The sequence below is a fragment of the Archangium lipolyticum genome (genome assembly GCF_024623785.1).
GTDB classification, from domain to species: Bacteria; Myxococcota; Myxococcia; order Myxococcales; family Myxococcaceae; genus Archangium; species Archangium lipolyticum.
In genome coordinates, this window is the sequence record NZ_JANKBZ010000002.1 from 636,150 (window position 1) to 662,450 (window position 26,301).

Below are 26,301 nucleotides of genomic sequence, written 5' to 3' on the forward strand. Positions count from 1 at the left end.
AGAACCCCCATGCCCGTGCGCCCCCTCAGCCGACGACACCTCCTGCTCGGCGGCGCGGCGCTCGTCCCGCTGCTGGCCGGACGTGCGTCCGCTTTTGGTGAGAAGAGCCGTTTCATCCCCGCCGTCGCCCGGCACGGCGGCCGGTGGGATGCCCGACTGTCTGGCCTCCGACGCATCGCGTGGGAGGTGCAGCGGCGCACCTCGGTGGAGGTGGTGCCGGACGCGCGCCCCTTCGCGCTCTCGAGCGCGGACCTCTTCGAGTACCCCTTCCTCTACCTGGGAGGGGACGGGGGCTTCCCGCCCTTCAGCGACACCGAGGTGGAGAACCTCCGGCGCTATCTCACCTTCGGCGGCTTCCTCCTGGCGGATGCCAACGACGCCAGCGACGGGGACGGCTTCGACGCCAGCTTCCGGCGGGAGCTGGCGCGGGTGCTGCCGCAGAGCCCGCTCACCCCGGTGCCCTCCAGCCACGTCGTCTTCAAGAGCTTCTTCCTGCTGGACTCGGCGCCAGGGCGGTTGCTCAACAAACCACAGTTGCTGTCGGCCAATATCGGCAAGAGGGCGGCGGTGATGTACTCGCAGAACGACGTGGCGGGTGCTTGGAGCCGCAGCGAGGCGGGAGACTACGAGTTCGACGTCTCCCCGGGCGGCGAGCCGCAGCGCGAGCTGGCCATCCGGCTGGGCATCAACCTGTGCATGTACGCGCTCTGCCTGGACTACAAGGACGACGCCGTCCACCTGCCGCTCATCCTCAACAAGCGCCGCTGACCCGAGAGGCCCTGGCCCACCTTCATGGAAACCACACCCTTCAATGCCTGGAAGCTCGTCAGCCTCTCGCCACTGCCCGTGTGGGCGCTGGTGCTGCTGGGGGTGGGGGTGGCGCTCGGAGTGGGGCTGGCGGCGTGGGGAGTGAGGCGCGAGCCCTCACGGCTGCGGCGCTGGCCGTTGTGGCTCCTGCGCGCGGGCGCGGGCCTGGCGGCGCTCTTCTTCCTGCTGGAGCCCGGCATCCGCAACCTGCAGGTGGCGCGGATGAAGAACCGGGTGGCGGTGCTGGTGGACCGCTCGGCGTCGATGAACTTCCCGGTGGAGCCGGGGGGCATGACGCGCTCGGCGCAGGCGGCCGCCTTCCTGGAGCAGGCGGCGCCGGGGCTGGCGGCGTTGCAGGACCGGTACACGGTGGAGGTGTACGGCTTCGACCCGGAGCTGTCGCCCACGTCGGCCGAGGCGCTGGCGAAGGAGCCGGCGCGGGCGGGGACGTCGGACCTGCTGTCGGCGCTGCGCTCGGTGGGAGCGGGGGCACAGGGCTCGAAGAAGCTGGCGGGCGTGCTGATGGTGAGCGACGGCGCGGACAACGTGGAGCTGGCGGGCGGGGCGGTGGGCCGTGCGCGCGCGGCGCTGGCGGACCTGGGCGTGCCGGTGTCGACGTTCCTCGTGGGCAAGGAGGCGTTGAAGGACCTGGCGGTGGAGCGGGTGAAGGTGGATGACTTCGCCTTCGTGCGCAACTCCATCACGGTGGAGGTGCAGGTGCACGGCCGGGGCTTCTCGGGGCAGGACGTGCCGGTGGTGCTGAAGCAGGAAGGCAAGGTGGTGGCGAGCAAGACGGTGCGCTTCGAGTCCTCGGACGACGTGAAGCCGGTGGGCTTCACGTTCACGCCGGACCAGACGGGGCGCTTCGTCTACACGGTGAGCATGCCCGTGTACCCGGACGAGGCGGTGGGGGACAACAACACGCGCTCGTTCGTGCTGAAGGTGATTCGAGACCGCGTGCGCGTGCTGCTGGTGGTGGGCCGGCCCTCGTGGGACGAGCGCTTCCTGCGGGGCCTGTTGCGCCAGGATGCGAACGTGGACCTGGTGTCCTTCTACATCTTGAGGACGATGTCGGATGATCCGGGAGTGGTGAGCCAGGAGCGCGAGCTGTCGCTGATTCCCTTCCCGATGGAGGAGATCTTCGACACGAAGCTGGACACGTTCGACGTCGTCATCTTCCAGAACTTTGGATACACGGACTCGTCGCTGTCGATTGCCCAGTACGAGCGCAACCTGGAGCGCTACGTGCACAACGGCGGGGCGCTGGTGATGATTGGCGGGGACAGCGTGCTGGGCGAGGGCCGTGCGAACATGCCCACGCTGTACGAGTCGCTGCCGGTGGAGGGCGCGGGCCCGGCGAATCCGGAGGCCTTCAAGGTGCGGCTGACGCCCGAGGGCTTGAGGCACCCGGTGACGGCGATGGCCTCGGGAGGGGCGAGCACGGAGACGGCGTGGGCGGAGCTGCCGGCGATTCCGGGAGCGAACCTGACGAGGGCGAAACCGGGGGCGACGGTGCTGATGGACCATCCGTTCATGACGGTGGACGGGAAGAACGCGCCACTGGTGGCGGTGTGGGACTACGGGCGGGGCCGGGCGATGGTGGTGGCCACGGACGCGAGCTGGTACTGGGCGTTCACGGCGCACAAGGGGGGCTCGCCGAGCCGCACGTATGAACGGTTCTGGGGCAACGCGCTGCGCTGGCTGGTGAGAGACCCGGACCTGACGACGCTGAACGTGACGGCGGATCCGCCCTCGGTGGAGCCCGGGAAGCCGGTGGGGGTGGTGGTGTCATCGAGGACGGCGGACTACCAGCCGGCGCAGGACGCGCAGGTGCGGGTGGAGCTGGTGTCGGTGGACACGCAGAAGCCGGTGGCGGTGCAGGTGGGGCAGACGGGGCCGGACGGGGTGGTGCGGCTGGAGTTCGCGCCGCCAGCGCCGGGCCCATACAAACTGGTGGCGACGGCGAAGAAGGGCGAGACGGACCTGGGGAAGGGCGAGGACGCGGTGGCGGTGCGAGCGGTGGGCCCGGAGCTGTCGGACGCCTCGGTGAGGCCGGAGCTGATGGAGCAGATCGCGAAGTACACGAGCGGCAAGGCCTTCCGGCTGCCGATGAGTGGGCTACCGGATGACGTGCCGCTGCTGGACCCACCGGTGGTGGAGGTGGGGCGGGCGAAGGACCGGCCGCTGTGGGATCGCTGGTACTACCTGGTGGCGCTGGTGGGGCTGCTGGGAACGGAGTGGTTCCTGCGCCGCCGTTTCGGGTACGTGTGAATCACCCCTCTCCCTTCGGGAGAGGGACGGGGTGAGGGTATTGGAAGAACGAGGGTTCGCCTCCCTCCCCACCACGGTTCTTTGATTGACAGGTAGATTCCTCTTGTCCAATCCTGGGGTTTCACTTGCAGTCCCAGGAGTCATCATGCTGCGTCGTCACCTGCTTGCGTTTGCTTTTGCTCTCGTCACGGTCACCACGGGCTGTGGTGGTGTCGAATCCGAGCAGGAGATTTCGTCCGAGAGTGCTTCTCCTCAAAGCGAAGCCCTTGCCACCTCGTGCGAGTCCATGAACTACACCTTCTGCCGCGTGGAAGGTTCTGAGACCACGTGTGTCTTCAACAATGGCACGCCTGGGCTCTGCCAGTGCTCGAGCCGTCGCTGGGCGTGTGGGGCGGACATGTGGTAGGCAGGGAGTGGCTGGGACGGCGTGCGGTTCGACCCGCTGCCGTCCCGGCGAATCACCACCGCTCGTCTCCGCTGTGGTGAACCCAGTCGTTTTTCTTCACGCGCGTGTAGACCCAGAATTTATTGGTTCGACGCATCTCATCGTGGCTCAGTCCCCAGATGGCCGCGACGATGCCGCCCTTGATGGGTCCCTGGTCGTTGACTTCGAGGACGATCCGGAAATGGTCGTCACTCCGCGAGGTCTGCGTTCGGATCTGCACGTATCTGCCACCCGCCAGGGGATGCGGTAGCTCGCGCAGAACGGCTGGCTGGTTGACAGGATGATTCATGATGTTCTTGGAGGCCCTGCTCTTGGGGTTGGCCTGGGTCGCCGCATCGATGTACTCCTGCTCCCAATGGCGGGATTTGGTCTCGAGCGGAGTTTCCTGCTTGAGCGCCAGGGTCGAAGCGGGTTTGGCTTTTGGCTTTTTCTCCGGCTGAGGCTTGCCGAACATGCGCACCAGCTCGTTCAGGCCCTCATCGCTCTCGCTATCACTCTCGTTCTCGCTCTCACTCTCGCTGTGGCTCCTGCCCTTGGGTCCGGGGGAGGTCGTGTTCTTGGGCTTGGGCGGAGGGCCCTTGGGAGTCGCCTCCCGCTTGAGGGCCTTGAGCTTTGTTTCGAGCTCCTTGTACCCGGTTTCGGGGATCTTCTTCGCGGTGAGCGCATCGAGCTTCTCGAGGAGCTTCTCGTTCGAAGCCTTCTCGAGCAGCGCCCGAACCTCGCTCTCCAACGTGATCAGGTTTTTTTCCGCCTCCGTGTAGCGGAATCGACCCTTGACGAACCACCAGACCAGACGCTCGAATTGAAGTGGCATTGGAATCACCCGTGAGCGGCGCGGGCCAAGGGCGTGGACGTCGCGCAGCACTGGCGATCCGCGCGACCGGGCGCTTGCTGCTCCAGCAACCAGCTCGGGCATTATGGGGTTTGCCGTGTTTTCCCGTCAATACAGGGTGTCGGGAAACAGGGAGCACACCACCCAGGTGGGCCCGTGGAGCTACGGGTCACTCCGGGTGTTCGCGGTGGCTCTCGTGCGCAGGAACGCCGCCACCCGCTCGGACGCATTGCGGCGGATGTTCATGTAGAAGAGTTGGAACTCCACGGGATGGTAGTTGCCCGCGCCCAGCGTGTGGTCGAGCAGCCGGCTCATGAAGTCGCGCTGCAGGTCTTCGCCGAGGAGGACCTCCAGCTTCCCCTCCTTGCATTGCGCACCGGTGAGTCCTGGCATCACCCGGGGTGGGGTCGCTTCGAGGAACACGGCTCCTTCGTTTCTCTCCCGTGGGGCCGGTTCCGTGTCGTGCCGCCAGGTCAGGGGATTCACGCAGAGGGAGGGACCCGACGCGGCGGTCGTGTCCGTCACGGGCTCCCGCACCTGGATGCGCTCCGTGTAGCCAGCGCCGCGTGCGTTCCAGCTGATGAGACAGCCGGTCTGCTCGGGCGACGTGCAAATGGGAATGTCGGGAAGGCTCTGCCGGAGCGCACCCTCTGGCATGGGAATCCCAATGAGATACGCGGCGACGAGCTGGTGCCGCAGTGGAGTCCCGCTCACGGCTTCACGGAGGAGGCGCCTGGCATGCACGGTCCCCTGGCTGTGTGATGCGAGGATGAAGGGCCGTCCGTGATTGTATTTCTCCCGCCAGTGGCGGAACGCCGCGGCGACGTCCTGATATGCGAGGTCCACCGCGGCCTGGCTCTCCTCAACCTGTCCGGTGAGGGCGGTGATGTTCGCCTGCCGGTAGCGAGGCGCGTAGATGGCGCAACAGGCATTGAAGGCGCTCGCTTGAACGAGCGTCGCCACCCGGTCGGTCGCCGCATTGAGGGAGGTGTCATCGATGGGGCCATTCCACTCGCCGCCGACATAGGTGGTGGGATGGACGTAGAAGACGTCCACGAGCGCCTGGGATTGATCGAGCCCCGGGCTCGACGGCGGGAGCGTGTCCGCGAGATCGTGGAGCTCGGGAAGTGCGCTCCAGGCGGAGGCCTGGCTGTAGTCGGGCGGAGCGGGGCGGCGTGCTTCGCTGAACGGAGTGCTGGGGGTGATCGACCAGAAGAAGATGGACGCGAAGTTCATCACCAGCAGCACACCCAGCAGGGTGCATGCCGAGAGCGTGGCGATGATGAAGATCCTGAACCTGTTCCGCATTGGGGGACGATAGGGAGGCTGGACGGAGCCTGTCAAAGCCACGGGAGGGTTGCCTGCCCAACCGCTGTGCGTCAGTCCGTGCTGACCTCTTCGGACACGCCCGGCCGCTTGCAGCCGGGCTTCATGCAGAGCTCCACCGCGACCCGGGACTTGGGGAGCTGAAGTCCAAGTGCCGCGGGCGAGAGGTGGAGAAGCACCGACGGGTGTTCGCACCTCACTCCGATCTGGAGCTGCTCCGGGTCTTCGTAGGCGCCAGCGTATCCACCGAGCTTGACGGCACGGGGCGCCAGTAACCCGTTCTGCTCGAGGAACATGCGGTAGCGCTTCTCGTCGAAGCCCTTCTTCACGAGCGTCCGTGCCTCGTGGACATCGGGATAATCCACGAAGTGCACGGGCGCTTTCGTCTTCCCGGGCGCGCCTGCTTCCACGAGGACCTGAAGCTTGTCGGGCGTGGGCTCCTCGCGAGCACACGCCTCGCACTCGTAGATGCGGACCGTCCGAGCGCCGAGGGTCTTGCCCAGCTTGGGGATGCGCAGCTCCGCTTTCGGAGCGATGGACGCGCCGCACTCCGGGCAGCGCACCTTGGGCGTCTTCACCCGGTGGAATTCGAGCGCCCAGGCTTCACGGCCCTCGATGCCTCGCGGCGCTGCCACCTTCTCCTCGCGGAAGCGGGTGAGACCCGCCGGAAGCCCCGCCTTCACGACCTCTTTCAGCGCGCGCTCGAGCTCCTCATCGGGGAGGGGCCACAGCTGCAACTTTCGTCCATCCTCCTTCCATGCGAGCACGTGCTGGGCGAGCCAGACGAGTCCCTCGGGAGCCGGCTTCTTCGCGTTCGCCTCCGCCGCTCGTCGAAGGAGCGAGGAGAGGGCCTCCGCGAGGCTTCGACGCTCCACCCACCGGATGGCATCCAGCCAGCGGCCGAGCCCGGCGCTGGAGGCGAGCCCGTTCTTCTCCGCCTGAGCGAGCAGCGCGCGCTTGCGGTTCGCGGGCACGCGCTCGGGCGCCATGCGAAGGACGGCTCGGAGCTCCCACTCCTCGGTCCCCACCGGCGCCTTGCCCGCCACCGCGAGCAGGACGTTCATCCGGGGTCCGAGGGTCGCGACATACCCGCGTTTCTCGCCCGCCGCGGCAGCCGCGGTGAACCAACCGGGCTGGGTGCGCTTCACGTCTCGGAGCGTCTCGAGGGTGTCTCGCCGTTCGGCCACGAGCCTCTCGATCGTCGGGCGGTCCGCATCCAGCGCCCGCTCCATCGCGTAATCCACCCACTCGAGAAGGTCCTTGCTGCGACCCAGCGGAAACTTCCGGGGCCAGCTCGAGACGTCCTCGAAGAGCCTCTTGCGCCGTTCGAGCTCCTCGGGCGCGAGCAAGGTGATGCCCACGTCACGGAGAATCCCGGGAGCCCCCAGCGCCTGCTTCGCGTTCTGGGGATGCAGCTCGGCGAAGCCCTCGAAGCTGTCTTCCGCGTTGGGATGGAGCCCGAGCTCGCGGAGCCGTCTTCTTGCGGAGGAGAGTGCCTCTTTCCAGTTCGGGGGAAGCGCATCCGTGAGAAGGGGCTCCTTGAAGTTTCGTCCACAGGAACCGCAGCGCGTGGCCGTCCGCTGGACCGGCGCGCCGCAGCCGCACACGAGCCCCCGTTCAGCGGGGGCCTTCGCTGGCGCGGTCTCGAGCTTCTTCGCCTCCTCGCGCAGCCCCTTCTGGATGAAGCGATAGTCGGCCTGGACGTGCCTGGCCTCGGGCTCCGCCTCGACGAACTTCTTCCGCTTGCCGTCCCACACCTGACACAGGAAGGCATTCCCCTCCAGGGGGAAGCGGGCCCACTCCGCGTGCGCACCTTTCGCCGCCGCCGCCGAGGCGAGGCCCGCGACCTGTGCGGCAATGGAATCGATGTCGCTCGCCGCCACCACGCCTTGCAGCTCCACGAACCAGTCGCTCGAGGCGGCCACCTCGAACGCGGGCCGCTCCTTGAGTGCTTCGAGGATCTCCTCGACGGACTGCCCATCCCCGAGCTTCAGCTTCGGCCACGCTTTGCGCGCCGAGCGCCCAGGCGTGGTGAAGTTCAGCCGCGCCGCGATTCCTTCGTACTGCTTCCCCATGGCCCCTCCAGAGCAGCGGTACCCTAGCGGAATACAGCTCGAGTGCGCAGGCAGGTCGACGTCCAGGTGATACCGTGGCCGCCAGTCACCCAGACGCCTCGTACCAGGTGAGGGGCGCACGCCCTGCTTTCAGGAGACAGCCAGGATGGCCCGTGTGAACAAGGTGTTGATTGTCGGTGGTGGGATTGGAGGCTTGTCGTTGGCTTCGGGCCTGCGCAACCGGGGCATCGAGGTCGAGCTCGTGGAGGTCAAGAAGGAGTGGACCGTCTACGGCGTTGGCATCATCCAGCAATGCAACGTCATCCGGGCCATGGCCCAGCTGGGTCTGGTCGACCGCATTCTCGAAGCGGGATTCGCGTACGAGAACATGGGCCTCTACACGGCGGCGGGCGAGCTTCTGCGGATGTTGCCCGGGGCGCGTGCGGCGGGGCCGGAGTACCCGGCCAACCTGGGCATCTCCCGGCTGGCGCTCCATCAAGTGCTCAGCACCACCGCGGTGGAGAAGGGCACCACCATCCGCTTGGGCCTCACGGTGGAGCACCTCGAGCAGGACCCCGACGGCGTGGAGGTCCTGTTCACCGATGGCACGCGGGGCCGGTATGACCTCGTCGTGGGTGCCGACGGGCTCTACTCCAAGGTCCGGAGCATGGTCTTCGGGAAGGAGCTGAAGCCGCGCTTCACGGGACAGTCGGTCTTCCGTCACAACTTCCCGCGCCCACCCGAGGTCGACCATCTGGTGGTCTGCTACGGGAAGAATCACAACGCCGGGCTCTGTCCCTTGTCCAAGGACCTGATGTACATGTTCTTGACATCCTCGGAGCCGGGCAACCCGAGGATGCCGGAGGACCAGCTCGCGGAGCTCATGAGGGAGCGCCTGATGGAGTTCGGCGGGCTCCTCGGCCGGTTGCGAGAGCAGATCACCGACCCGAAGCAGGTGGTCTACAAGCCCATGGAGGTGATCTTCGTTCCCGAGCCCTGGTACCGGGGCAGGGTGGTGCTGATGGGCGATGCGGCCCATGCGATGACGCCGCACCTCTCGCAGGGGGCGGGCATGGCCGTCGAGGACGCGGTGGTGCTCTCGGAGCTGCTCGCGGAGGTCGCTCCGGTGGAGGCGCTCCTGTCCCGATTCATGCAACGGCGCTACGAGCGCTGCAAGTTCATCGTCGAGAGCTCGATCCAGATCGGCGACTGGGAGATGCAGGGGGCGCCCCAGACCGACCGCTCCGCGCTCGTGAAGAAGATGATGGAAGTCACGGCCCAACCCATCTGAACAGCGGTCTGGAAAGGCGTTTCCAATGGCAGCGCCCCTTCCCCCCGCCGGACAATTCGCCATTGACAGACCTCGTCATGACTGCCAATGGACCGCTACCAGCAGATGGGAGCGATTGCGCTCTCCTCGGGGAAGGACAACCAGATGAATCGCACGAGAATCGGGTCATGGATGATGGGGATTGCCGCTGCCGTGCTCCTGGTGGGAGCCACTTCAGCCAGGGCACAGGTCTCCATTCGAGATGTCTGGGTCGAGCAGGAGGGACTCTCGTTCCACGGCGTGTACTGGAACCACGGCAAGCAGAAGACAATCATCTACATCCCCGGATACGGCAACCCGGGCAGCACCGGGGATTCCATCTTCCACCGGGAGATCTTCGCGAATTACGCCGTTCTCTCCATCGACCCCCTCAACCAGGGGCTGTCGGACCATGCCACCAGGACCGACCTCGTCGGCCTGATGAACAAGGTCATTCTCGCCTTCATGAAGCAGGAGGGGATCCACAAAGCATACCTCGCGGGCCACTCGGTCGGAGCGCTGCAGGTACTGGCCTTCCAGAAGGCTCATCCCAACCGGGTGCTCAACAAGGTGGTGCTCCTCGATGATGGACAGATCTCGCTCGGCGAGGTTCCGTCCATCCAGTTCCTCCCGGACAACGCCTTCGGCCTGCCCGCCGGACCCTACAGCGTGATCGACCTCGAGACCTTGTTCTTCGATCCGGTCTCCTCGGGCATGACGTACGACGAGTACATCACCGGGCTCACCGCCTATACCTACTTCGATGTGACGGAGACGTGGCCCGCGGTGCGGAAGGCGCTGCTCATCACCCGTGACTTCAGCCTGCCCACGATTCCGCTTTCCCTGGGCGTCGACACAAGTGCCGCCGATTCGGCCTTCGAACAGGCCGCGATGGCGTTCGAGAGCAACGTCCGGCATGGGCGCTGGGTCGAGCTCTCCGGGTCGACCCACAACATGTGGCGGGAACCGGCCTCGGCTGATGCCGCTGCCGCGCACATCGCCAGTTTCCTCTGCCCGTAGACGGGCTCGCCTGCCTCGGCACGTAGGAAAGATAGGAGGCCCATGGAGGTGGGCCCCGCCACGGAAGCATGCGTTTTTCAAGGAGTGGGCTGACGGACGGCTGCGCTTTGATTGTCAATCCATGCGTGTGGAACGGGCTGCCAGGCAGTGATGTCTTTCATCTCTGGCGGAGGCGCCACCTCGGGCGGGTGCGATTTTGCTTCGACATGATTCGTCCCTGAGATTACAGAGTGGAGACTCGGGTCCCGAGCCGACATCTGGAGGAGAAGAACATGTCCCGAATCTCCCACCTGCTTTTTTTCATGCTCATGCCTGTCCTTTGCACCGCGTGCACCGGGGCGAGGTCACCCGCTGCCGGCGCGCCGGCCTCCGCCGCCGAGGAGCCACCTCCGATTCGTCTCTACGTGCTCGACTGCGGTCGGATCGAAATCAAGGACATGGGGTTCTTCTCGGGCAGCGGCGAGCCCACGGGCCAGGCCGGTACGCTCACCGTTCCTTGCTTCCTGATCCGGCATCCCCAAGGCGTGTTCTTGTGGGACACGGGGCTGAGCGACTCCATTGCCCAGGCGCCCGGAGCCGACCCGGTGGGGAATCGGACCTACGTCGATACTCCGCTGAGCACTCAATTGCGGCAGCTCGGTCTCGACCACCAGGACGTGCGCTATGTCGCCTTTTCACATCTGCATGCCGACCATGCCGGCAATGCCAATGCGTTCACCTCGTCCACGTGGCTCCTCCAGCGGCGCGAGTTCGACTGGGCGACCCAGACCCCGACGCCACTCGGTGTGGATGTGACGGTGTTCTCCGCATATCGCACGGCGAAGTTGCAACTCCTCGACGGCGATGCCGATGTCTTCGGCGATGGCAGCGTGCGCATCGTTCAGACGCCCGGCCATACTCCCGGACATCAGTCGCTCGTCGTCCGGCTCCCGCAGGCGGGCACGTTCGTCCTATCAGGCGATCTCTGCCATACGCGCGAGAACTGGCGGAGCCATGTCGTGCCGCACTTCAACCTCAGCCGCCCGGAGACGCTCGCGTCCTTCGAACGGGTCGAGGCGCTCATCCAGGACACCCACGGGCGTTTCCTGGTACAGCATGCGCCGGAGGACATTCGCGCACTGCCGAAGTTCCCGGCATATCTGGAGTGAGGGGGCGGACTGTCCCCAGCAGTGGCTACTTCCGCGCGCTGAACCGTCTAGAGGACCCGCTCCATCCGGAAGTTGCGTAGCACCTCCCCGGCGACGGGTACGTCCTGCGCCGCGATGACGGTGAAGCCGTGGCGCTCGAAGAACGGCCGGGCGGTCAGGCTGGCCTCGGTGTAGAGGCGCCCGAGGCCCGCCTCCTTCGCACGGGCCAGGATGTGATTGAACAGCGCCGTTGCGACGCCCCGGCCTTGATGGTCCGCATGGACGAACAGCATGTCGATGTGGCCGTCGGGCTCCAGGTCGCTGAAGCCGGCGATCCGCCCATCCACCTCGGCGACGAAGGTGGGTCTGGCCTTCAGGCGCTCGATCCAGCGCGCCCGATCCATCCGCCCGGCCCAGGCCCGCACCTGGGCTTCGGTGTAGTCGCGCCGCGCCACCTGGAGCACCGCGGTGCGGAACAGGTCCATCAGGGCGTCCACGTCCGCGGGGCGGTAGTCGCGCACGACGACGGGGGTGAAGGTTCGACCCATACGAGGGCCCTAACATCGATGGGTCTGGGCGACAAGGCAGCCCGACTCCACAGCGGGCATCCAGACAGGGCTCGCGTCTCCTCCCGCCTTTTCTCGTCACCTCCGGCGAGGGGCAACTCCACCTTCCCAAGTGAGCCGGACAGGTATTGCCTCGTCCGGCTCCTCACGCCCTCCAGCGTGTAACCCCCCAGTCAGGAAGAGAGCCATGAACCAGAATCTCCGTGAGAAGGCCACCCAGCTCCTCGATGTGGCGAGCAACACCCAGGGAATGAAGTCGAGCAGTCCTCTTCCCTGTCCGGCCTGCGGCATGATGATGGCGCTGCCCGAGTCCAGCCCCCAACTCGTGACCCCGGCCACCCGCTGAGCGGAACGAACAGCCGCCATGCCGCCTCGCGTGGGTCTGAATCTTCTGACCGATGACGCCTTCCGCGAGGCGGTACGGCCGCTCTTCGCCGAGGGGCTGGTCGCCGCGCTCGAGTGGGACATCGACGATTCCTGGGGATTCTCCACCAGGGCCCTCCCCGGCTGGACCGAGCGCATGCTCGACCTCTATGCGGAGGAGGGAGCCTTGTACGGCCACGGCGTGTGGCTGTCGGTGCTGACCGCCGCCTGGCAGCCTCGGCAGGAGGCGTGGATCGAGCGTCTCGCCCAGGAGTGCCGCCGCCGCCGCTACCGCCACGTCTCCGAGCACTTCGGCTTCACCGCCGCGGGGCCGTTCACCCGCAGCACCATGCTGCCCCTGCCGTATTGCACCGCCGCCGTGGACATCGGCCGCGACCGGCTCGAACGGCTGCGCGCCGCCACCGGCGGCCCCGTCGGCCTCGAGGTGCTGGCCAACACCCTCGCCCCCGTCGATGCGCTCCACCAGGGCCCGTTCCTCGATGCCGTGCTGACCCCCACCGAGGGCTTCCTGGTGCTCGACGTCCACAACGTGTGGACCCAGGCGGTCAACACCGGCCTGCCTCCAGAGCTCCTGCTCGAGACCTATCCGCTGGAGTGCGTCCGGGAAATCCACCTCTCGGGTGGGAGCTGGGGCCGCGCGCTCGGCGCCGGGGACTCCAGGCCCGTCCGGCTCGACAGTCACGACGGACCCCTCCTGTCACCCGTGCTGTCCCTGCTCCGCCGGGCGCTCGCCCTCTGCCCTCATTGCGAGGTCGTCATCGTCGAGCGGCGAAGCGAGACCCTCGAGTCAGAGGAAGTGCGCGCCGGGTGGCGCGCCCAGTACCGCGCCGTGGTCCAGCTGGTGGCCGAGGCCAGCGCAACCCCCGTCAGCCCGGTCCGTGTCTCCGCCTCCGCGCCGCCCCCCGAGCTGCTCGACACGGAGGAGCTCGCCCGGTACCAGCGCGAGCTGGTCACGGCCCTCGTCGAGGAGTCCGAGAGCCGGGTCATCCTGCAGAGGCTGCGCCAGGGCATCGCCGGCGCACGGCTCGCGCCCTACCTCGAGACCTTCGATCCGCGCATGGTCGAGCTGCTGGCCATCCTCGCGTCACGCTGGTCCGCCTTCGACCCCGCTCGAGCCACTCCCTGACCCTCGAACAGGCGGCTCTCTTCCGGAGCCGACCCGTCCCGAGCGCCGCGCGGGCTCAGTTGCCCAGAAAGACTTCGCTAGAGACCGCGTCTCCGGCTGCCAGCACCGTGCCATCCTGGAGGAGCGTCAGGCTGTGGTTGTTCCGACCCAGATTCATCGGCACGGTGGGAGACCAGCGCTCCGTCATGAAGTCGTAGGTATCCGCGCTGGACGCGATCATCCCAGGGCCGTACACGCCCCCCGAGACGAGCACGCGTCCATCCGCCAGCGGCTCGGCGGCATGTCCCCGGAGCGGCTGACGCATGGGCGCTGTCAGTGTCCAGGTGTTCGTCCCGGGGTCATACAACTCCGCGGTGGCGATGAGGCCGAGGGAGCTCGTCATCCCCCCCGCCACCAGGACCCTGCCGTCCAGCAGCAGCGTGGCCGTGTGGTAGACACGTGGGCTGGAAATGGCGCTGGCGGAGGCCCATCTGCCGGTAACGGGGTCATAGAGCTCGGCGCTGGACTCCAGGAGTCTACTGCCATTGCCCGCCGTGACCAGCACCCGTCCATCCGCCAGCGCCGTGGCTCGGTGCAGGTAGCGCGCGGTGACCATCGGGCGGGTGAAGGTCCAGGTGTCCAGGTCCGGATCGTAGATCTCCGCGCTCGCGAGGACCTGATTCGAGTTGCTGGAGGCATTTCCACCCACCACCAGCACACGGCCATCGGGGAGCAGGGTGGCGGTGTGCCAGTTGCGCCCGATTTGCATCGGCGCGGCCGGGGTCCAGGTATGGGTCACGGGATCATAGAGCTCGGTGCTCGCCAGGACGCTCCCATTGCTGCCTCCCGTGACGAGTACCTTGCCGTTGTAGAGCAGCGTCGCGGTCATGCCGGTGCGAGCCGTGCTCATCGCGCCGGCCGAGGACCAGGAGCCGGAGCCGGGCCCCACCGGATGGTAGCGCTCCGCGGCCGCCAGCCCGGTATTTCCCCATTGGAAGCCGCCCACGACGAGCACGTCGCCATCCGAGAGCGCGACCGCGGCATGCATCCAGCGGATGCGCTCCATCGTGCCCACCATCCGCCAGCGCTCGTCGCGCACGGTGCCCAGCTCGGTGTTGCCGAGGGTGAGATCTACCTCCTGGCCGCCCACCACCAACACCGCGCCTCCCGGAAGCAGGGCCGCGCCATGTCCACCCCGGGTGTTGCTCAGCGTCCCCGCGGGGCTCCAGGTGCGCGTGGCCGGGTCGAAGCGCTCGGCACTGGACTGGTCCAGGCCCGCGACCACCAGCACGCTTCCATCCGCGAGCCGCGTGGCCGTGTGCCTGTAGCGGGGCACGGCCAGGGATGGCACCGGCGTCCAGGTATCGCTCGCCAGGTCGTACACCTCGGCCGAGGTGCCCAGGGGGTCACCGCCCGTGACGAGCAACTGGCCTCGGCCGGTCAGCCAGGTGGCGGTGTGCTGCAGGCGGGAGGCGTTCATGGGCCTGAGCGGAGCCCACTGGCCGGTGGAGGGATCGTAGCGCTCGGCGCTGGCCAGGTCGTTGGTCGCGTCGCGGCCGCCCGCGACGAGCACCGAGCCGTCCTCCAGCAGCGTGGCGGTATGGGAGGCGCGCGCGGTGCTCAGCGCCCCCGTCGCGGACCAGGTGTTCGAGACCGGGTCGTACAACTCGGCGGTGTCCAGGGCGGTGCCCTGGAAATCCTTCCAGCCGCCCACCACCAGCACCCGGCCATCCCGCAGCGTTGTCGCCGTGTGCTGATGCCGGGGCATGCTCATCGGCCTGACGGGCTTCCACAGCCGGGTGGGCGGGTCGTAGCGCTCGGTGCTGGTGAAGATGCCCAACCCGCTGGAACCTCCCACGACCAGAACGGCGTCGTCTGGCATCAGCGCGGCGGCATGGGAGCTGCGGGCGGTGTGCAGGGAACCGACCATGGACCACGTGCCGGTGGCCGGGTCGTACAGCTCCGCCTCCGCGAGCGTCGAGCCTCCCGAGGAGGAGACATGGATTCCACCCGCGATGAGCACCTCGCCTCCCCGGAGCTGGGTGGTGGTGTGGAAGGCCCGGCTCACCTTGATGGCACTCGCGGGGGACCACGTCGCCGTCAGCGCTTCACGGCTCGCCGCGAGTGCTCGCGGCGCGGTGTCCTCCCGAGGTGTCACCTGGCAGCCCACGGCCAGGACCCCCAGGGTCAGGAGTACGGGCCACAAGGGGGAGGAGCGCGGGACGGGCAGGGTGGGGGGACTCGAGGCAAGTGGGACCATGTGTATTCGGGCCTTGGCGGAAGTCGGTGGCTCTCCGTGCGTCGCCCGAGGGATTTTTCATGGGAATTCTTTCTGGGCCCTCCGAGCGCGTGTGAAGCCGTTCACATCCGCCATCGGGAGGCAGTGCTATGCCGCGCGCTCCCGAAACCATACGAGGGGAAACATCATGCGGACATTCATCCTGGCACTCACTGCCGCGGGCACGCTCCTGGCGTGCAAGGGGGACGGCACGGGAGGCGCGGCCGGTTCGACCAATTGCTCCACGTCCTCGGGCTCGTCCGGGCTCACGTCCTTCGAGGAGGGCCTCGTGGGCCCGCTGCTCTCGGACGTGCGCGCGGGCGTGCAGCCCTGGAGCGACCAGAGCATCGGCATCTGCAAGGGCCAGGGCCGCGACTGCGAGGAGTTTCTCGGCACCAGCGCCGAGGATCTGCCGCCAGGCGAGTACATGATGCGCGCTGAGCTCAAGGTGCCGCGCGTGGGCGAGAAGGGCACCTGGAAGGTGAAGTTCGAGGCGCAGTGCACCACGATGCGCAAGACGGAGCGCGGCGAGACGACCACCACGAGCACCACCAGCAAGGAGTACGAGGTTCAGTACGGCGGTACGGAGCGCGGCTCGCGGCTGTCGCCGCTCTTCACCATCCGGAGCCCGGACCCGAGCGGCGAGAAGCACTGCAACTACAAGCTCACCTCGCTGCACCCGGACAGCCCCTCGGAGTGGGCGGGCAGCTGGTCGGTGCCGCAGGGCTGAGCGCCGCCCGCCCGCGGAGACCGGCGTGTGTGCTGATTCCCGGTGCCGGGCATGATGCGGCTGCCCATGTGTCCACCCTCCGTCAGGCCGCTCCTGAAGCCGCACTGTCGAGTTGGTGCTGGAAGAGCCTCGAGTTGGGCCCCAGCTCCACCGCGATCCCCACGCAATCCGAGACGTTGAGCACCGCGTGGTACCAGTACTGCGGCACGAACAGCACCTCTCCCGGCCCTTGCACGCACTCATGCAGCTCCGCCGCGAAGGGCTCCCGGTGGGCCCGGGCCCACTCGTGCATGGCAATCGTCGTGGGGCCATGGAAGTGGAACGGTGGCAGCAGGAACCACCGCTTGTAGCCAAAGAGCAACGCGTTCCAGGCCGCCGTGTGTTGGTGGAAGCTCACCCCCGAGTAGGCCGGCCCCACGTAGAACAACGCCCTGGCATGGCGCTGCTCCTCATCGAAGGCATACATGGGGCCCGCGAAATGCGGCGGGTGGCGGTAATCGCTCTCCACCCCCTCGAGCAACTGCAATCCGAAGAGATAGAGCGGATCGCGCTCGCCCGAGGCCCCCTTGCCCATCACCTGCTCGACGTACTCACGCAGCCGCATGCGAGGCCGCTGGCGGCCTTCCTGGTAGTTGTCGTCCGTGACGTCGCTGCTCTTGCGCACCTGAACCCAGGTGTCCCCATGTCGTTGCAGGAGCGCGGACTTCGTCCAGTTCCGCCAGGCGGGCCAGTCCTCCAGGATTCCGCTGAGCAGCACGGGACGATTCTTGAGCGCGTACTCGGCAATGAACTCCTCGGGGCTCAACCGGTCCCGGCGCTCGATGTTCCGAAATGGGGAGTCCAGCTCGGGCACCCGTTCCACTGCCCACCCACCATCCGGATGCGCCCCGCTCGAAGTGGGCTCCTCCACCCTGGCCGCCGGTGAGCCATGCAGGATGTACGCGAGCATGCTGCCGTAGATGCCCGAGACGCGCGCGACCTGGGGCGGATACATCCCTTGCAGGTGCCGCGCGGCCTGACGGTACACCTCCAGGGCCTCCGCCGTGCGCCCCTGCTTGTGGAGCGCCACCGCCAGGATGTCTTGGAGCTGCCACCGCTCCGGGAACCGCTCCAATCCCCGCCGCGCGGTGGCTTCGGCCCTGGCGAGCTCCCGCGTCAGCAGCAGCGCGCGGCCGAGGTGGAAGAACGAAGTCCCCGCGGCTCGCTCTGGCGGGTTTCCCGATTCCAGCGCCGCGAGCTCGCTCGTCACGGCCTGCTGGTACGCCTCCACCGCGGCCGGCAGTTCGCCGAGCTGCTTGAGGCATTCGCCCCTCAGGCGCCAGACCTCCTGCGCGGTGGTGGCCGTCAGTTGCCACGGCGATATCTCCTCCAGCAACTTCAAGGCCTTCCGATGCTCTCCCCGCTGGCGGATGTACAAGTCCACGAGTCTGTACCTGTACTCCAGGTCCAGAGGCTCACGGGCCAGGGCACACTCGAGCGACTCCACGGAATCGAAATCCACGGGAGGCGCGCAGCAGTGCTTGGACTCCTTGCCACTCCCACACGAGCAGGGCTCATTCGGGCCAAGGGCTGACATCCACGGGCCTCCGGGGCCCAGGACTCCTGAGCCAGAACCAGGTTTCCACTTCACCTACCCGCGTAGCGCACGTCAATGCCCCCCATGAGGCCCCGAGTCCATCTATCATTCCGTCCTCCATGAGAACGACGCGCCGGCAGTTCCTCCGTGACTCGATGTGGACGACGGTCGCCCTGGCGGCGGGGTGCCGCTCCGGGACCGAATCCCCATCGCGGGCTCCCGCCTATCTCCCCACGTCCGACCGGACCGTGGTGCGGACGCTGCCGGGCCTCGCGACGACGGATGGCGCTGGCGTGCGGCTCACGCGCGCCATTGGCCAGCCCGCGCTGCGCCACCTCGACCCGTTCCTCATGCTCGACCGCTTCCACTCGGATGACCCGAACGCGTACATCGCCGGCTTCCCGTCCCATCCCCACCGCGGCTTCGAGACGGTGACGGTGATGCTCGACGGTCACATGCGGCACCGCGACAGCCAGGGGAACTCGGGGCTCATCCAGGGAGGCGGCTCGCAGTGGATGACGGCCGGTCGCGGCATCATCCACTCCGAGATGCCGGAGCAGGAGCAGGGGTTGATGTCCGGCTTCCAGCTCTGGCTCAACCTGCCGGCGAAGGAGAAGATGTGCCCTCCGTACTACCAGGACCTCGAGCCAACGCGGCTCGCCGAGTCGAAGCTCTCGTCGGCCGGGAGCCGGATGAGGGTCATCGCTGGCGCGCCGAACGGACTCGCCGGTCCCGTGCGCGAGCGCCCAACGCAGCCGATCCTCCTCACCCTGACCCTGGAGGATGACCAGCCCTTCGAGCTCGAGCTGCCGGACGCTCACACGTCGTTCGCGTTCGTCTCCGGTGGAGAGGTCACCTTCGGCCCGGAGGCGGGGACGAAGAGGGTGGGCGCCGGCCAGCTCGCCCTCTTCGGTCCCGGCAAGCGGCTGCGGATTCGCGCGACGAACCAGCGCAGCGCGGTGCTCGTCGCCGCGGCGAAGCCGCTCCGGGAGCCCATCGTCCAGTACGGTCCGTTCGTGATGAACACCGAGGCGGAGATCCAACGGGCCATCGAGGACTATCGGAACGGTGTGCTGGACAAGGCGTGAGCCGCGAGGCCGGGAGCGCCCCTGCCGCCGCTACTCCGGCATCAGGTGGAAGCGTTGGCAGATGTTGTCCAACCAGCTCCACTGGGCGATGTCGGTGCCGTCGGCGAGGCCACAGTTGGCCAGGTCGACGACCTTGCCGCTGTGCCGCGCGACCAACCGCACCGAGCCATCGGCGAGGAAATCGACGCGCCATTGACTCTGGGTGCCCGAGCATCCGCCCTGGTCGATGTTGGCGCCGTCCGCGGTGGAGCCTCCGCTGACCGCGAGGCAGCTGCTGGCGGCGTGGGTCGGCACGATCCGGTAGAAGCCGTTGTCGGTGTGATGGAAGGTCCACTTCTGGCAGGTGGTGTCGAGCCAGGGCCATTGACGCACGTCGGCGCCGCTGGCGGTGGAGCAGTTGGCGACGTCGAGCACCTTGCCACTCTGCGCGCTGACGATCGCCAGATTGCCCACCGGTTGCAGCCGCCACTGCTGGCAGTTGTTGCCCAGCCAGCCCCATTGACGGATGTCGGCGCCGCTGGTGGTGGAGCAGTTGGCGACGTCGAGCACCTTGCCGCTATGGCGGTTCTGCAGCCGGAACCAGCCGTCCGTGGTGGGGGTGACCTGCCATTGCTGGCAGGCATTGTTCACCCAGGCCCACTGGCGCACGTTGGTGCCGTCGCTGGTGCCACAGTCAGCCATATCCAGCACCTTGTTGCTGGAGCGGTTGACCAGCCGGTAGTAGCCGTCCGCGGTGGAGTCGAGCACCCACTCGGTGGAGGTCGTGCCGCAGGCGTGCTGTGCCACGTCGGCCCCGTCCGAGCCGGAACCGCCGGTCACTCCCGCGCACAGGCCACTGTTGCGGTTGACCAACTGGTACGCCGCACCTCGAACCGCGGTGGTGATCGGTCCGTGTTCCCCCGAGGGGACGGCCAGAGCGGTGCTGGTCGACACGGGGGAGCCGAAGGACGGCGTGCCATTGGAGTTCCAGGAGAACGGCTGGGCCCGGGTGGACCGTGTCGAGCCACAGCCCTGACTGGAGCTCGCATTGCCGTGGTAGACGATCCAGTTCTCCTTGCCATCGGGTGAGGTGAAGAATCCATTGTGGCCCGGACCGTAGACGCCGTTGGCGGCCTGGAACACAGGGGTGGGGGACTTGGTCCACGACGAGGCGCTGAGCGGATTGCTCCCGGTGAGGGTCAACAGGCCCAGCTTGTAGTACGGCGTGTTGCAGGAGCTGGCCGAGAACACGATGTACGTCTGGCCATTGCGCTGCAACACCTCTGGACCCTCGTTGGTCCGGCCGCCCTCGATCTCCCAGCTATAGACAGGCTTGGAGATGTTCACCTTCGAGCCGGTGATCGTCCACGGATTGCTCATCCGCGCGATCCACAGACTCTGATCCGGGCCTTCCCATTCCGACCAGAGCAGGTAGAGGGCCCCGTTGAGCTGCATATAGGTGCCGTCGATGTTCCAGGTCGTCTCCATCGGAGACCCCTTGAGCGAGTACGGGCCCATCGGGTCATCGCCGGCACTCTCCAGCACGGTGAGATGTTGGTAGTCGAGGGTGCCACTGCGGCCCGAGCTGTACATGTAGTACCAGCGGGTGCCATTGGGCCCGGTGAGCCGGTGGAACTCTGGCGCCCAGTGGCTGCAACACCGGTCCGCGGTCGTGTCCGACCACACGTGGACGGGAGCCGCGGTGCGCAGGCCCGCGAGCGTCGGTGCCTTGCGCATCACCACCTGGGAGTTCCACGTCGTGGTGGCCAGATAGTAGTTGCCGTTGTGGTACTGCAACCAGGGGTCCGCTCCATTCTCCAGCAGCGGGTTGAGAAACGTGAGCTCCCCCGTGGCATGGGCTCTCGACGCAGGAAGGAGAACGAGCGCCAGGCAGAGCAGCGGGACACAAATCCCGCTGACAACTTCTTCGGCTGCGAGCGTGAGTCGCCTCGTGACGGATGACGAAGCCATCGGGTTCCTACCTTTCGTTGACGTTCGACGACGGAAGACGTCTGGGCGCGGCAACGGCTGGGCATGTGAGCGTTAACATGCCGTGGCAGGGTGAATGAATTCCGTACCGGGGGTCAAGACGTTGAATTCAGACAATTCCGGTAACGCGCCGCATCATCCAAGGGCCCGTCGCACCGGCTTGCCCGCTCCGCCGGCTCACGTGTCTCAGCTTCCGACGCCCGAGGAGATCGCTCATGCCCCAGCAGCCGAAGCCCTACGAGCACCGCACCTATACCCACCTCCAGCTCATCGCCTGGGAACACTTCACCAACGACGCGACGAAGCCCGGCGACGAGCCCAAGGTCAACCCCACGCGGCCTGACGAGGACGCGAACAAGCCTCCCGTTGCGATCTTCGACGAGAAGATGGCGGTCGATGAGCGGATCCGGCTCAAACGCCTGTACGCCATCGTCGAGCTCGCGCGCGAGAAGCTCAAGAACACGGACAGCTCCAAGACCCTCAAGATCTTCATGACGCCCGAGTTCACCTTCCGGCCGTGGAAGGACGCCTCCTCGAAGGCGAAGGACGATGGCATCGGCAAGGGCAACACCTACACCCGGGAGGCCATGACGCGGATCATCAGCAAGCTCCGGGAGCTGTTCAGCCACGAGAACTACCGCGACTGGCTGTTCGTGCCCGGGACCATCTTGTGGAGCGAGCCCGTCAAGACCGAGAAGAGCACGATACTGGGGAGCAAGCTCGTCGACGACTACGCCTTCTTCAACACCGCCATCATGTTCAAGGGCGGGGCGGTGAACGCGCCGTTCACGTGCATCCACAAGCACGCCGTCTCGGACTCCGACAAGGTGGACGCGAGCAAGAGCGCCGAGAAGAACATCCTGTTCAAGGACCTCCTGGCGAAGAAGGACGACCCGAAGTTCAGCATGATCGGTCACAACGTCCTCGACACGGACGGCCTCCGCTTCGGCCTCGAGGTCTGCCTGGATCACGGCGCGAAGATCCTCAAGAACGCCGTGATGCGGGACTACTTCGTGAAGCAGAAGGGAGAAGGTCCCTGCGTCGACGTCCACCTGCTCGTGGCCTGCAACAAGGCGGTGGAGCCCGCCAACTTCGCCCTCTACGAGGATGGCTATTTCATGCGGGTGGACGGTGACCTCGGCGTGGCGAAGATGGCCACGCAGATGGCCAGAGGTTACGGGCTGCTGCCCTATAAGTCCTCGAGCATCTTCCGCTGCGTACCGAAGAACGAGATGCCGCCGGAGTACGCCGAGGCTGCCAGGAAAGCCCAGCAGGCCAAGGACGCCAGCGAGGGCAAGCCCGCCAAGAACTACCAGGACCCCGAGGAGTACCTGGGCGAGCTCCCGGTGGTGAACGATCGCCCCATCTATCTCTCCCACCTCGACGAAAAGGGGCAGACCCTGCTCGACCCCGCCTGGGTGGAGAAGCCCACGGGTGCGCTGGAGACCTGGGCGCCCGAGGGCACGCAGCGGCTCGTCGCCTACAAGCCGCAACCCTTCACGCCGGTCAAGTTGCAGCTGCCCTAGCCATCCCAGACGTCTGGTTGATCGCGGGACCTCCTCATCTACACGGGTGACTTGAAATGAATAGCCAGGATTTGAAGAACGCGCTCCAGAGCGTGGACGGCAAGGTCGTCGCCAGCGCCGGGACCCTGACCTCGAACATCGACAACCTGCTCATCGACTACTACGGCAACCAGCCCCTGGTCATCACCGGGGCCCAGCCCGCGCCGGAGAGCGGGTCCAACCAGGTGCGCGTCTCCGGCCGCTCCAGCTTCATGGAGATGCCGGACCTCCCCGTCGACGCCACGTTCTCCAGCCTCGCCAACGGCAACGTCGGGGCGGCGCTCTGGTACCAGCTCATCGGCGCCACCCCCGGGACGGACCGCTGGAAGTTCTCGCGCAGCCTGCCCGGGCTGCCCAGGGTCCTCAACTACGAGACCCCCATCCCCTCGCCGTATGACGGCAACTCCCCCACGCCCGTCGATCGCCTCGCCGGTCAGATTCCCTATCTCGACTCGCTGAACCTGTCCGACGCCTACCTCGTGGTGGCCAGCGAGCCGCGGGACGTGGAGCAGACCGGGCGCCGGCTCGAGCGCGGCATCAACTTCCTCGGCAAGCTCCGCCCCGACGGCCTCCTCGGCATCCTCCTCAACACCTTCGGCGGCGACGTGCCCCTGACACTGGGCGGGACCCTCCGCATTCCCAAGGAGACCGACGTCACCCTCCCACTCAATCCCCGCGAGTGGCCCTGGCAGCGCCAGGACGTGCCCGGCGTGCTCCTCGACGCCTCGCTGGGCAAGGGCGGCTCGCTCGGCAAGGTCCGCTTCGAGAACCCGAAGCTCCGCATCTACAGCCCGCACGACGAGAAGTGGATGCGCGAGCACCCCAGCTTCCAGCCCGTCGTGGCGTATACCGGCACGCTCGCCGTTCCGAGCGCTGGCATCGGCATCGACGTGACCGCGACCAGCCGCTGGGGCGTGGACGAGCTCACGCTGTTCGGCGAGGTCCAGGGTGTCACCCTGGCGAAGCTCGCCGACCTCGCCGACCTCGCCGGTGGCGACGACCTCATGAAGTACCTGCCCGACGAGCTCCAGAAGGTGGGCCAGGCGCTCGGCAAGCTGGCGCTGACCTACGTCTCCCTGTCACTCGGCGTGGGCACCAACGGGCTGTACGTCAGCTCCGTCAACTTCACCATCGGCATGCCGGACTGCCGCTGGAAGGTCTGGGACGACCACCTCGCGGTGCGCGACCTCTCGTGCCAGTTCTCCATCTCCGACCCGTTCGGTCAGCGCCAGGTCTCGCTCGACGTGGGCGGCATCCTCGACATCGAGGGCGTGCCGTTCATGGTCCGCGCCAGCAACGCCAACGGTTTCGCCGTGTACGCCCGGATGCTCGGCGGGCGGAGCCTCCCGCTGGGCCAGCTGCTCGAGAGCTACGTGCCGGACCTCCCGCCCCCGGCGGACCTGACCATCGACAGCATGAACGTCACGGTCGCTCCGGGCTCCTTCTACAGCTTCTCCGCGTCGCTGGCGGGTCGCCCGAACGAGTGGGTCCTCGATGTCGGGCACAAGAAGCTCAAGATGCAGGACGTCGCCCTCTCTCTCTCCTGTGCGAAGGGGGGCAAGGTGACCGGCTCCTTCGAGGGCAACATCGCCTTCGGCAAGAGCCGCATCTCGGCTCGCTACAACCACCCGGGTGAGTTCGCCATCCGCGGCAGCTTCCCGGAGATCCACGTCGGCGAGTTGATCGACAGCCTGTGTGACCAGAAGGCGCCGCTGCCCGCGGGCTTCGACCTCACGCTGAAGAACTCGTCGGTGCTCATCCGCAAGCAGGGCAGCGGCTATGTCTTCCAGCTCGCCACCGCGCTCGACGGTGTGGGGCTCTTCGCCTTCGAGGCCAGCAAGACCGGGACGCAGTGGGGGTTCGCCGCGGGGATGGATCTGGGCTCCGTCCGGCTCTCGAGCATCCCGGGCCTCTCGGATCTCAAGCTCATCGAGGACGTCGTCCGGCTGCAGAAGCTGCTGCTGGTGATCTCCAGCCAGGACAACGCGAACCTCCAGTTCCCGGACCTGGCGCAGTTCAACGCTCCCCAGCTCGGCACGCAGAAGCTGGCCCTGCCCGCCCAGGCGGGAGGCGTCACCAAGGGCCTGATGGCCTTCGCCGAGTGGCAGCTCGATCCGAATGACCGGCAGCACGACCTGGTGATGAAGCTGCTCGGGCTCGGCGGCACGCAGCGCGTGACGGTGGCCATCAGCCAGAACCCGGCGGCGGGCTCCAAGCTCTTCTTCGGGCAGCGGACGAAGATTCAAGGCATGCCGTTCGACTACCAGCTCGGCGTCATGCTCACGAACGGCAAGCCGAGCTTCTTCCTCACCGGCACGCTGGCGGCGAAGATCCAGGGCCAGCCGCAGACCTTCGATGCCACGACGGTGTTCGTTCCCGGCGGCGCGTTCATGTCGGCGACGATGAAGGGCGCCACGGCGATCAACTGCGGGCCGTTCAAGCTGAGCAACCTCGCGCTGCAGATGGGAGTGAACTGGGGCGGTATTCCCAGCCTGGGAATCGCCGCGACGATCGACGTGAAGAACTTCGAGTCGTCGCTGGCGGTGTTCTTCGACTCGACGGACCCGTCGCGCAGCCTGGTGGCCGGGTCGATCAGCAGCCTCACGGCCAAGGACGTGGTGGACGTGCTGGTGGGGGGCAACCCCAAGACGCCGTTCGACGAGGTGCTCTCGGGTCTCGCCATCAAGGGCACGCACCAGTTCACCCTCCCGGCCAGCCTCGCCAGCGAGCTCGACGGCCTGGCCTTCGACAAGGTCTCGGCCGCGTTCGCCGCCGCGAAGGTGTCCATTCCGTCCGCGTCCCAGCAGCTCTCGCTGGTGGTGAACAAGAAGGGCGCGGCGTGGCACCTGACGGACCTCTCCACGATGCGGCACTACGAGCTGGAGCTGAAGGGGGGCGCCATCCAGGCGCGGATCTCCCCGCAGTTCTACTTCGCGCCGCAGCCGACGTTCATCGGCACCATCAAGTACCCGCAGGGCTACTACCTCAACGCCGCCATCTCGTTCCTGGGCTTCGACGCCGCGGCCACCATCGACATCTCGCAGAACAAGGGCTTCTCCGTGGATGCGCAGATGGACAAGATCGTGCTCGTCGACGAGCGGTTCTTCTCCATCTCCGCGGCCCAGGGCGGCGGTGGACCGAAGCTCTCCATCTCGACGTTCTTCCAGCCCGAGCAACCGGTTGAGGAGTTCCGGCCTCCGCACTTCTACATCAACGGCGGCCTGACGATGTTCGGCGTCAAGCGCTCCCTGTTCGCGAGCGTGACCTCCAAGGGTATCGAGTTCGAGCTGAAGGGGCAGCTCGTGCCTGGCGCGAAATTCGACGTCGACGTGCGGTTCGGCAAGAGCGGCCTCGATGCGTCCGGGTCCGTCAAGGTGGGCATCGGGACCATCGACCTCGGCCCGCTGGGCAAGGCGAAGATCAACACCGACATCGAGGCCAGCATCGATATCGACATCGATGGCAAGAACATCGACATGGTGCTCGAGTCGAGCTTCGAGTTCGCCGGCCAGGGCTTCAAGATCGCGAAGTTCAAGCTCGACGCGACCCCCGATGCGTTCACGAAGCTGCCCGAGGTGATGGCGAAGAAGGTCGAGGCCGCGCTGCGCGACGCGTTCAGTGACGCCACCCGGTGGACCAACGCCGTCGGCAAGGGCGTGATGGAAGGGGTGAACGACACCGAGAAGGTGTTCCGGGACGTCTACAAGAAGACCGACAAGGAGGCCAAGGAGCTCGCCAAGGGCGTGAACACCGCCACCAAGGCCGTGGAGAACACCACCAAGAGCGTCACCAAATCGGTCTCGAAGGGCTTCAAGAAGGCATTCAAGTTCTGAGGCTCGTGCGCCGGGGG

General features: G+C 67.0%; 18 protein-coding genes. 11 read left to right on the forward strand and 7 right to left on the reverse strand.

Features of this window, described 5'->3' with window-relative positions; all coding sequences use genetic code 11:
• Positions 1 to 9: 9 nt before the first annotated feature.
• Complete coding sequence (locus tag NR810_RS06300) at positions 10 to 768, forward strand: DUF4159 domain-containing protein (protein ID WP_257448946.1); 759 nt, start codon at positions 10 to 12, stop codon at positions 766 to 768.
• 24 nt (positions 769 to 792) lie between these two features.
• Positions 793 to 3,078 carry a glutamine amidotransferase gene (locus NR810_RS06305; protein ID WP_257448947.1) on the forward strand — a complete coding sequence of 762 codons (2,286 nt, stop codon included), beginning with the start codon at positions 793 to 795 and terminating at the stop codon, positions 3,076 to 3,078.
• Between the two features lie 458 nt (positions 3,079 to 3,536).
• On the opposite strand, the gene NR810_RS06310 is transcribed toward NR810_RS06305, so the two are convergent.
• The 3 genes from NR810_RS06310 to NR810_RS06320 form a co-directional block, all read right to left on the reverse strand.
• Complete coding sequence (locus NR810_RS06310) at positions 3,537 to 4,388, reverse strand: hypothetical protein (protein ID WP_257448949.1); 852 nt, start codon at positions 4,386 to 4,388, stop codon at positions 3,537 to 3,539.
• Between the two features lie 129 nt (positions 4,389 to 4,517).
• On the reverse strand, positions 4,518 to 5,663 hold the full coding sequence (locus tag NR810_RS06315; protein WP_257448951.1) for a DUF3089 domain-containing protein: 1,146 nt from the start codon (positions 5,661 to 5,663) through the stop codon (positions 4,518 to 4,520).
• 71 nt (positions 5,664 to 5,734) lie between these two features.
• Positions 5,735 to 7,756, reverse strand: a complete 2,022-nt coding sequence (locus NR810_RS06320) for a hypothetical protein (RefSeq protein ID WP_257448954.1) — start codon at positions 7,754 to 7,756, stop codon at positions 5,735 to 5,737.
• 145 nt (positions 7,757 to 7,901) lie between these two features.
• Here NR810_RS06320 and NR810_RS06325 point away from each other — a divergent pair, with 145 nt between their 5' ends.
• From NR810_RS06325 to NR810_RS06335, 3 genes are all read left to right on the forward strand, one after another.
• The gene (locus NR810_RS06325; protein ID WP_257448956.1) at positions 7,902 to 9,026 is read left to right on the forward strand and encodes an FAD-dependent oxidoreductase; all 1,125 of its coding nucleotides are present in this window, start codon (positions 7,902 to 7,904) and stop codon (positions 9,024 to 9,026) included.
• Positions 9,027 to 9,170: 144 nt separating this feature from the next.
• Positions 9,171 to 10,064 carry an alpha/beta fold hydrolase gene (locus tag NR810_RS06330; RefSeq protein WP_257448958.1) on the forward strand — a complete coding sequence of 298 codons (894 nt, stop codon included), beginning with the start codon at positions 9,171 to 9,173 and terminating at the stop codon, positions 10,062 to 10,064.
• Positions 10,065 to 10,336: 272 nt separating this feature from the next.
• Positions 10,337 to 11,212: an N-acyl homoserine lactonase family protein gene (locus NR810_RS06335; protein WP_257448961.1), complete on the forward strand. Its 876-nt coding sequence runs from the start codon at positions 10,337 to 10,339 to the stop codon at positions 11,210 to 11,212.
• A 47-nt stretch (positions 11,213 to 11,259) separates the two neighbouring features.
• On the opposite strand, the gene NR810_RS06340 is transcribed toward NR810_RS06335, so the two are convergent.
• Entirely contained in the window at positions 11,260 to 11,739 is a 480-nt protein-coding gene (locus NR810_RS06340; protein WP_257448963.1) for a GNAT family N-acetyltransferase, read from the reverse strand.
• Between the two features lie 205 nt (positions 11,740 to 11,944).
• Between NR810_RS06340 and NR810_RS06345 the strand changes: the two genes are divergently transcribed.
• The gene (locus NR810_RS06345) at positions 11,945 to 12,103 is read left to right on the forward strand and encodes a hypothetical protein (RefSeq protein WP_257448965.1); all 159 of its coding nucleotides are present in this window, start codon (positions 11,945 to 11,947) and stop codon (positions 12,101 to 12,103) included.
• An 18-nt stretch (positions 12,104 to 12,121) separates the two neighbouring features.
• Positions 12,122 to 13,267, forward strand: coding sequence for a DUF692 domain-containing protein (locus NR810_RS06350; RefSeq protein WP_257448967.1), 1,146 nt, complete (start codon positions 12,122 to 12,124; stop codon positions 13,265 to 13,267).
• A gap of 55 nt (positions 13,268 to 13,322) precedes the next feature.
• On the opposite strand, the gene NR810_RS06355 is transcribed toward NR810_RS06350, so the two are convergent.
• A complete protein-coding gene (locus NR810_RS06355; RefSeq protein WP_257448968.1) occupies positions 13,323 to 15,506 on the reverse strand; it encodes a kelch repeat-containing protein in 2,184 nt (727 codons plus the stop codon).
• A 166-nt stretch (positions 15,507 to 15,672) separates the two neighbouring features.
• Between NR810_RS06355 and NR810_RS06360 the strand changes: the two genes are divergently transcribed.
• Positions 15,673 to 16,254 carry a hypothetical protein gene (locus NR810_RS06360; protein ID WP_257448971.1) on the forward strand — a complete coding sequence of 194 codons (582 nt, stop codon included), beginning with the start codon at positions 15,673 to 15,675 and terminating at the stop codon, positions 16,252 to 16,254.
• A gap of 82 nt (positions 16,255 to 16,336) precedes the next feature.
• On the opposite strand, the gene NR810_RS06365 is transcribed toward NR810_RS06360, so the two are convergent.
• Positions 16,337 to 17,830, reverse strand: coding sequence for a cupin-like domain-containing protein (locus tag NR810_RS06365; RefSeq protein WP_257448973.1), 1,494 nt, complete (start codon positions 17,828 to 17,830; stop codon positions 16,337 to 16,339).
• Positions 17,831 to 17,949: 119 nt separating this feature from the next.
• Between NR810_RS06365 and NR810_RS06370 the strand changes: the two genes are divergently transcribed.
• Positions 17,950 to 18,918 carry a pirin family protein gene (locus tag NR810_RS06370; RefSeq protein ID WP_407653760.1) on the forward strand — a complete coding sequence of 323 codons (969 nt, stop codon included), beginning with the start codon at positions 17,950 to 17,952 and terminating at the stop codon, positions 18,916 to 18,918.
• A 30-nt stretch (positions 18,919 to 18,948) separates the two neighbouring features.
• On the opposite strand, the gene NR810_RS06375 is transcribed toward NR810_RS06370, so the two are convergent.
• The gene (locus tag NR810_RS06375) at positions 18,949 to 20,694 is read right to left on the reverse strand and encodes an RICIN domain-containing protein (RefSeq protein WP_257448975.1); all 1,746 of its coding nucleotides are present in this window, start codon (positions 20,692 to 20,694) and stop codon (positions 18,949 to 18,951) included.
• A gap of 407 nt (positions 20,695 to 21,101) precedes the next feature.
• On the opposite strand from NR810_RS06375, the gene NR810_RS06380 reads away from it, so the two are divergent.
• Together NR810_RS06380 and NR810_RS06385 are read left to right on the forward strand one after the other, a co-directional pair.
• Positions 21,102 to 22,412 carry a hypothetical protein gene (locus NR810_RS06380; RefSeq protein WP_257448977.1) on the forward strand — a complete coding sequence of 437 codons (1,311 nt, stop codon included), beginning with the start codon at positions 21,102 to 21,104 and terminating at the stop codon, positions 22,410 to 22,412.
• A 56-nt stretch (positions 22,413 to 22,468) separates the two neighbouring features.
• Entirely contained in the window at positions 22,469 to 26,284 is a 3,816-nt protein-coding gene (locus tag NR810_RS06385) for a hypothetical protein (RefSeq protein ID WP_257448979.1), read from the forward strand.
• Positions 26,285 to 26,301: the final 17 nt, after the last annotated feature.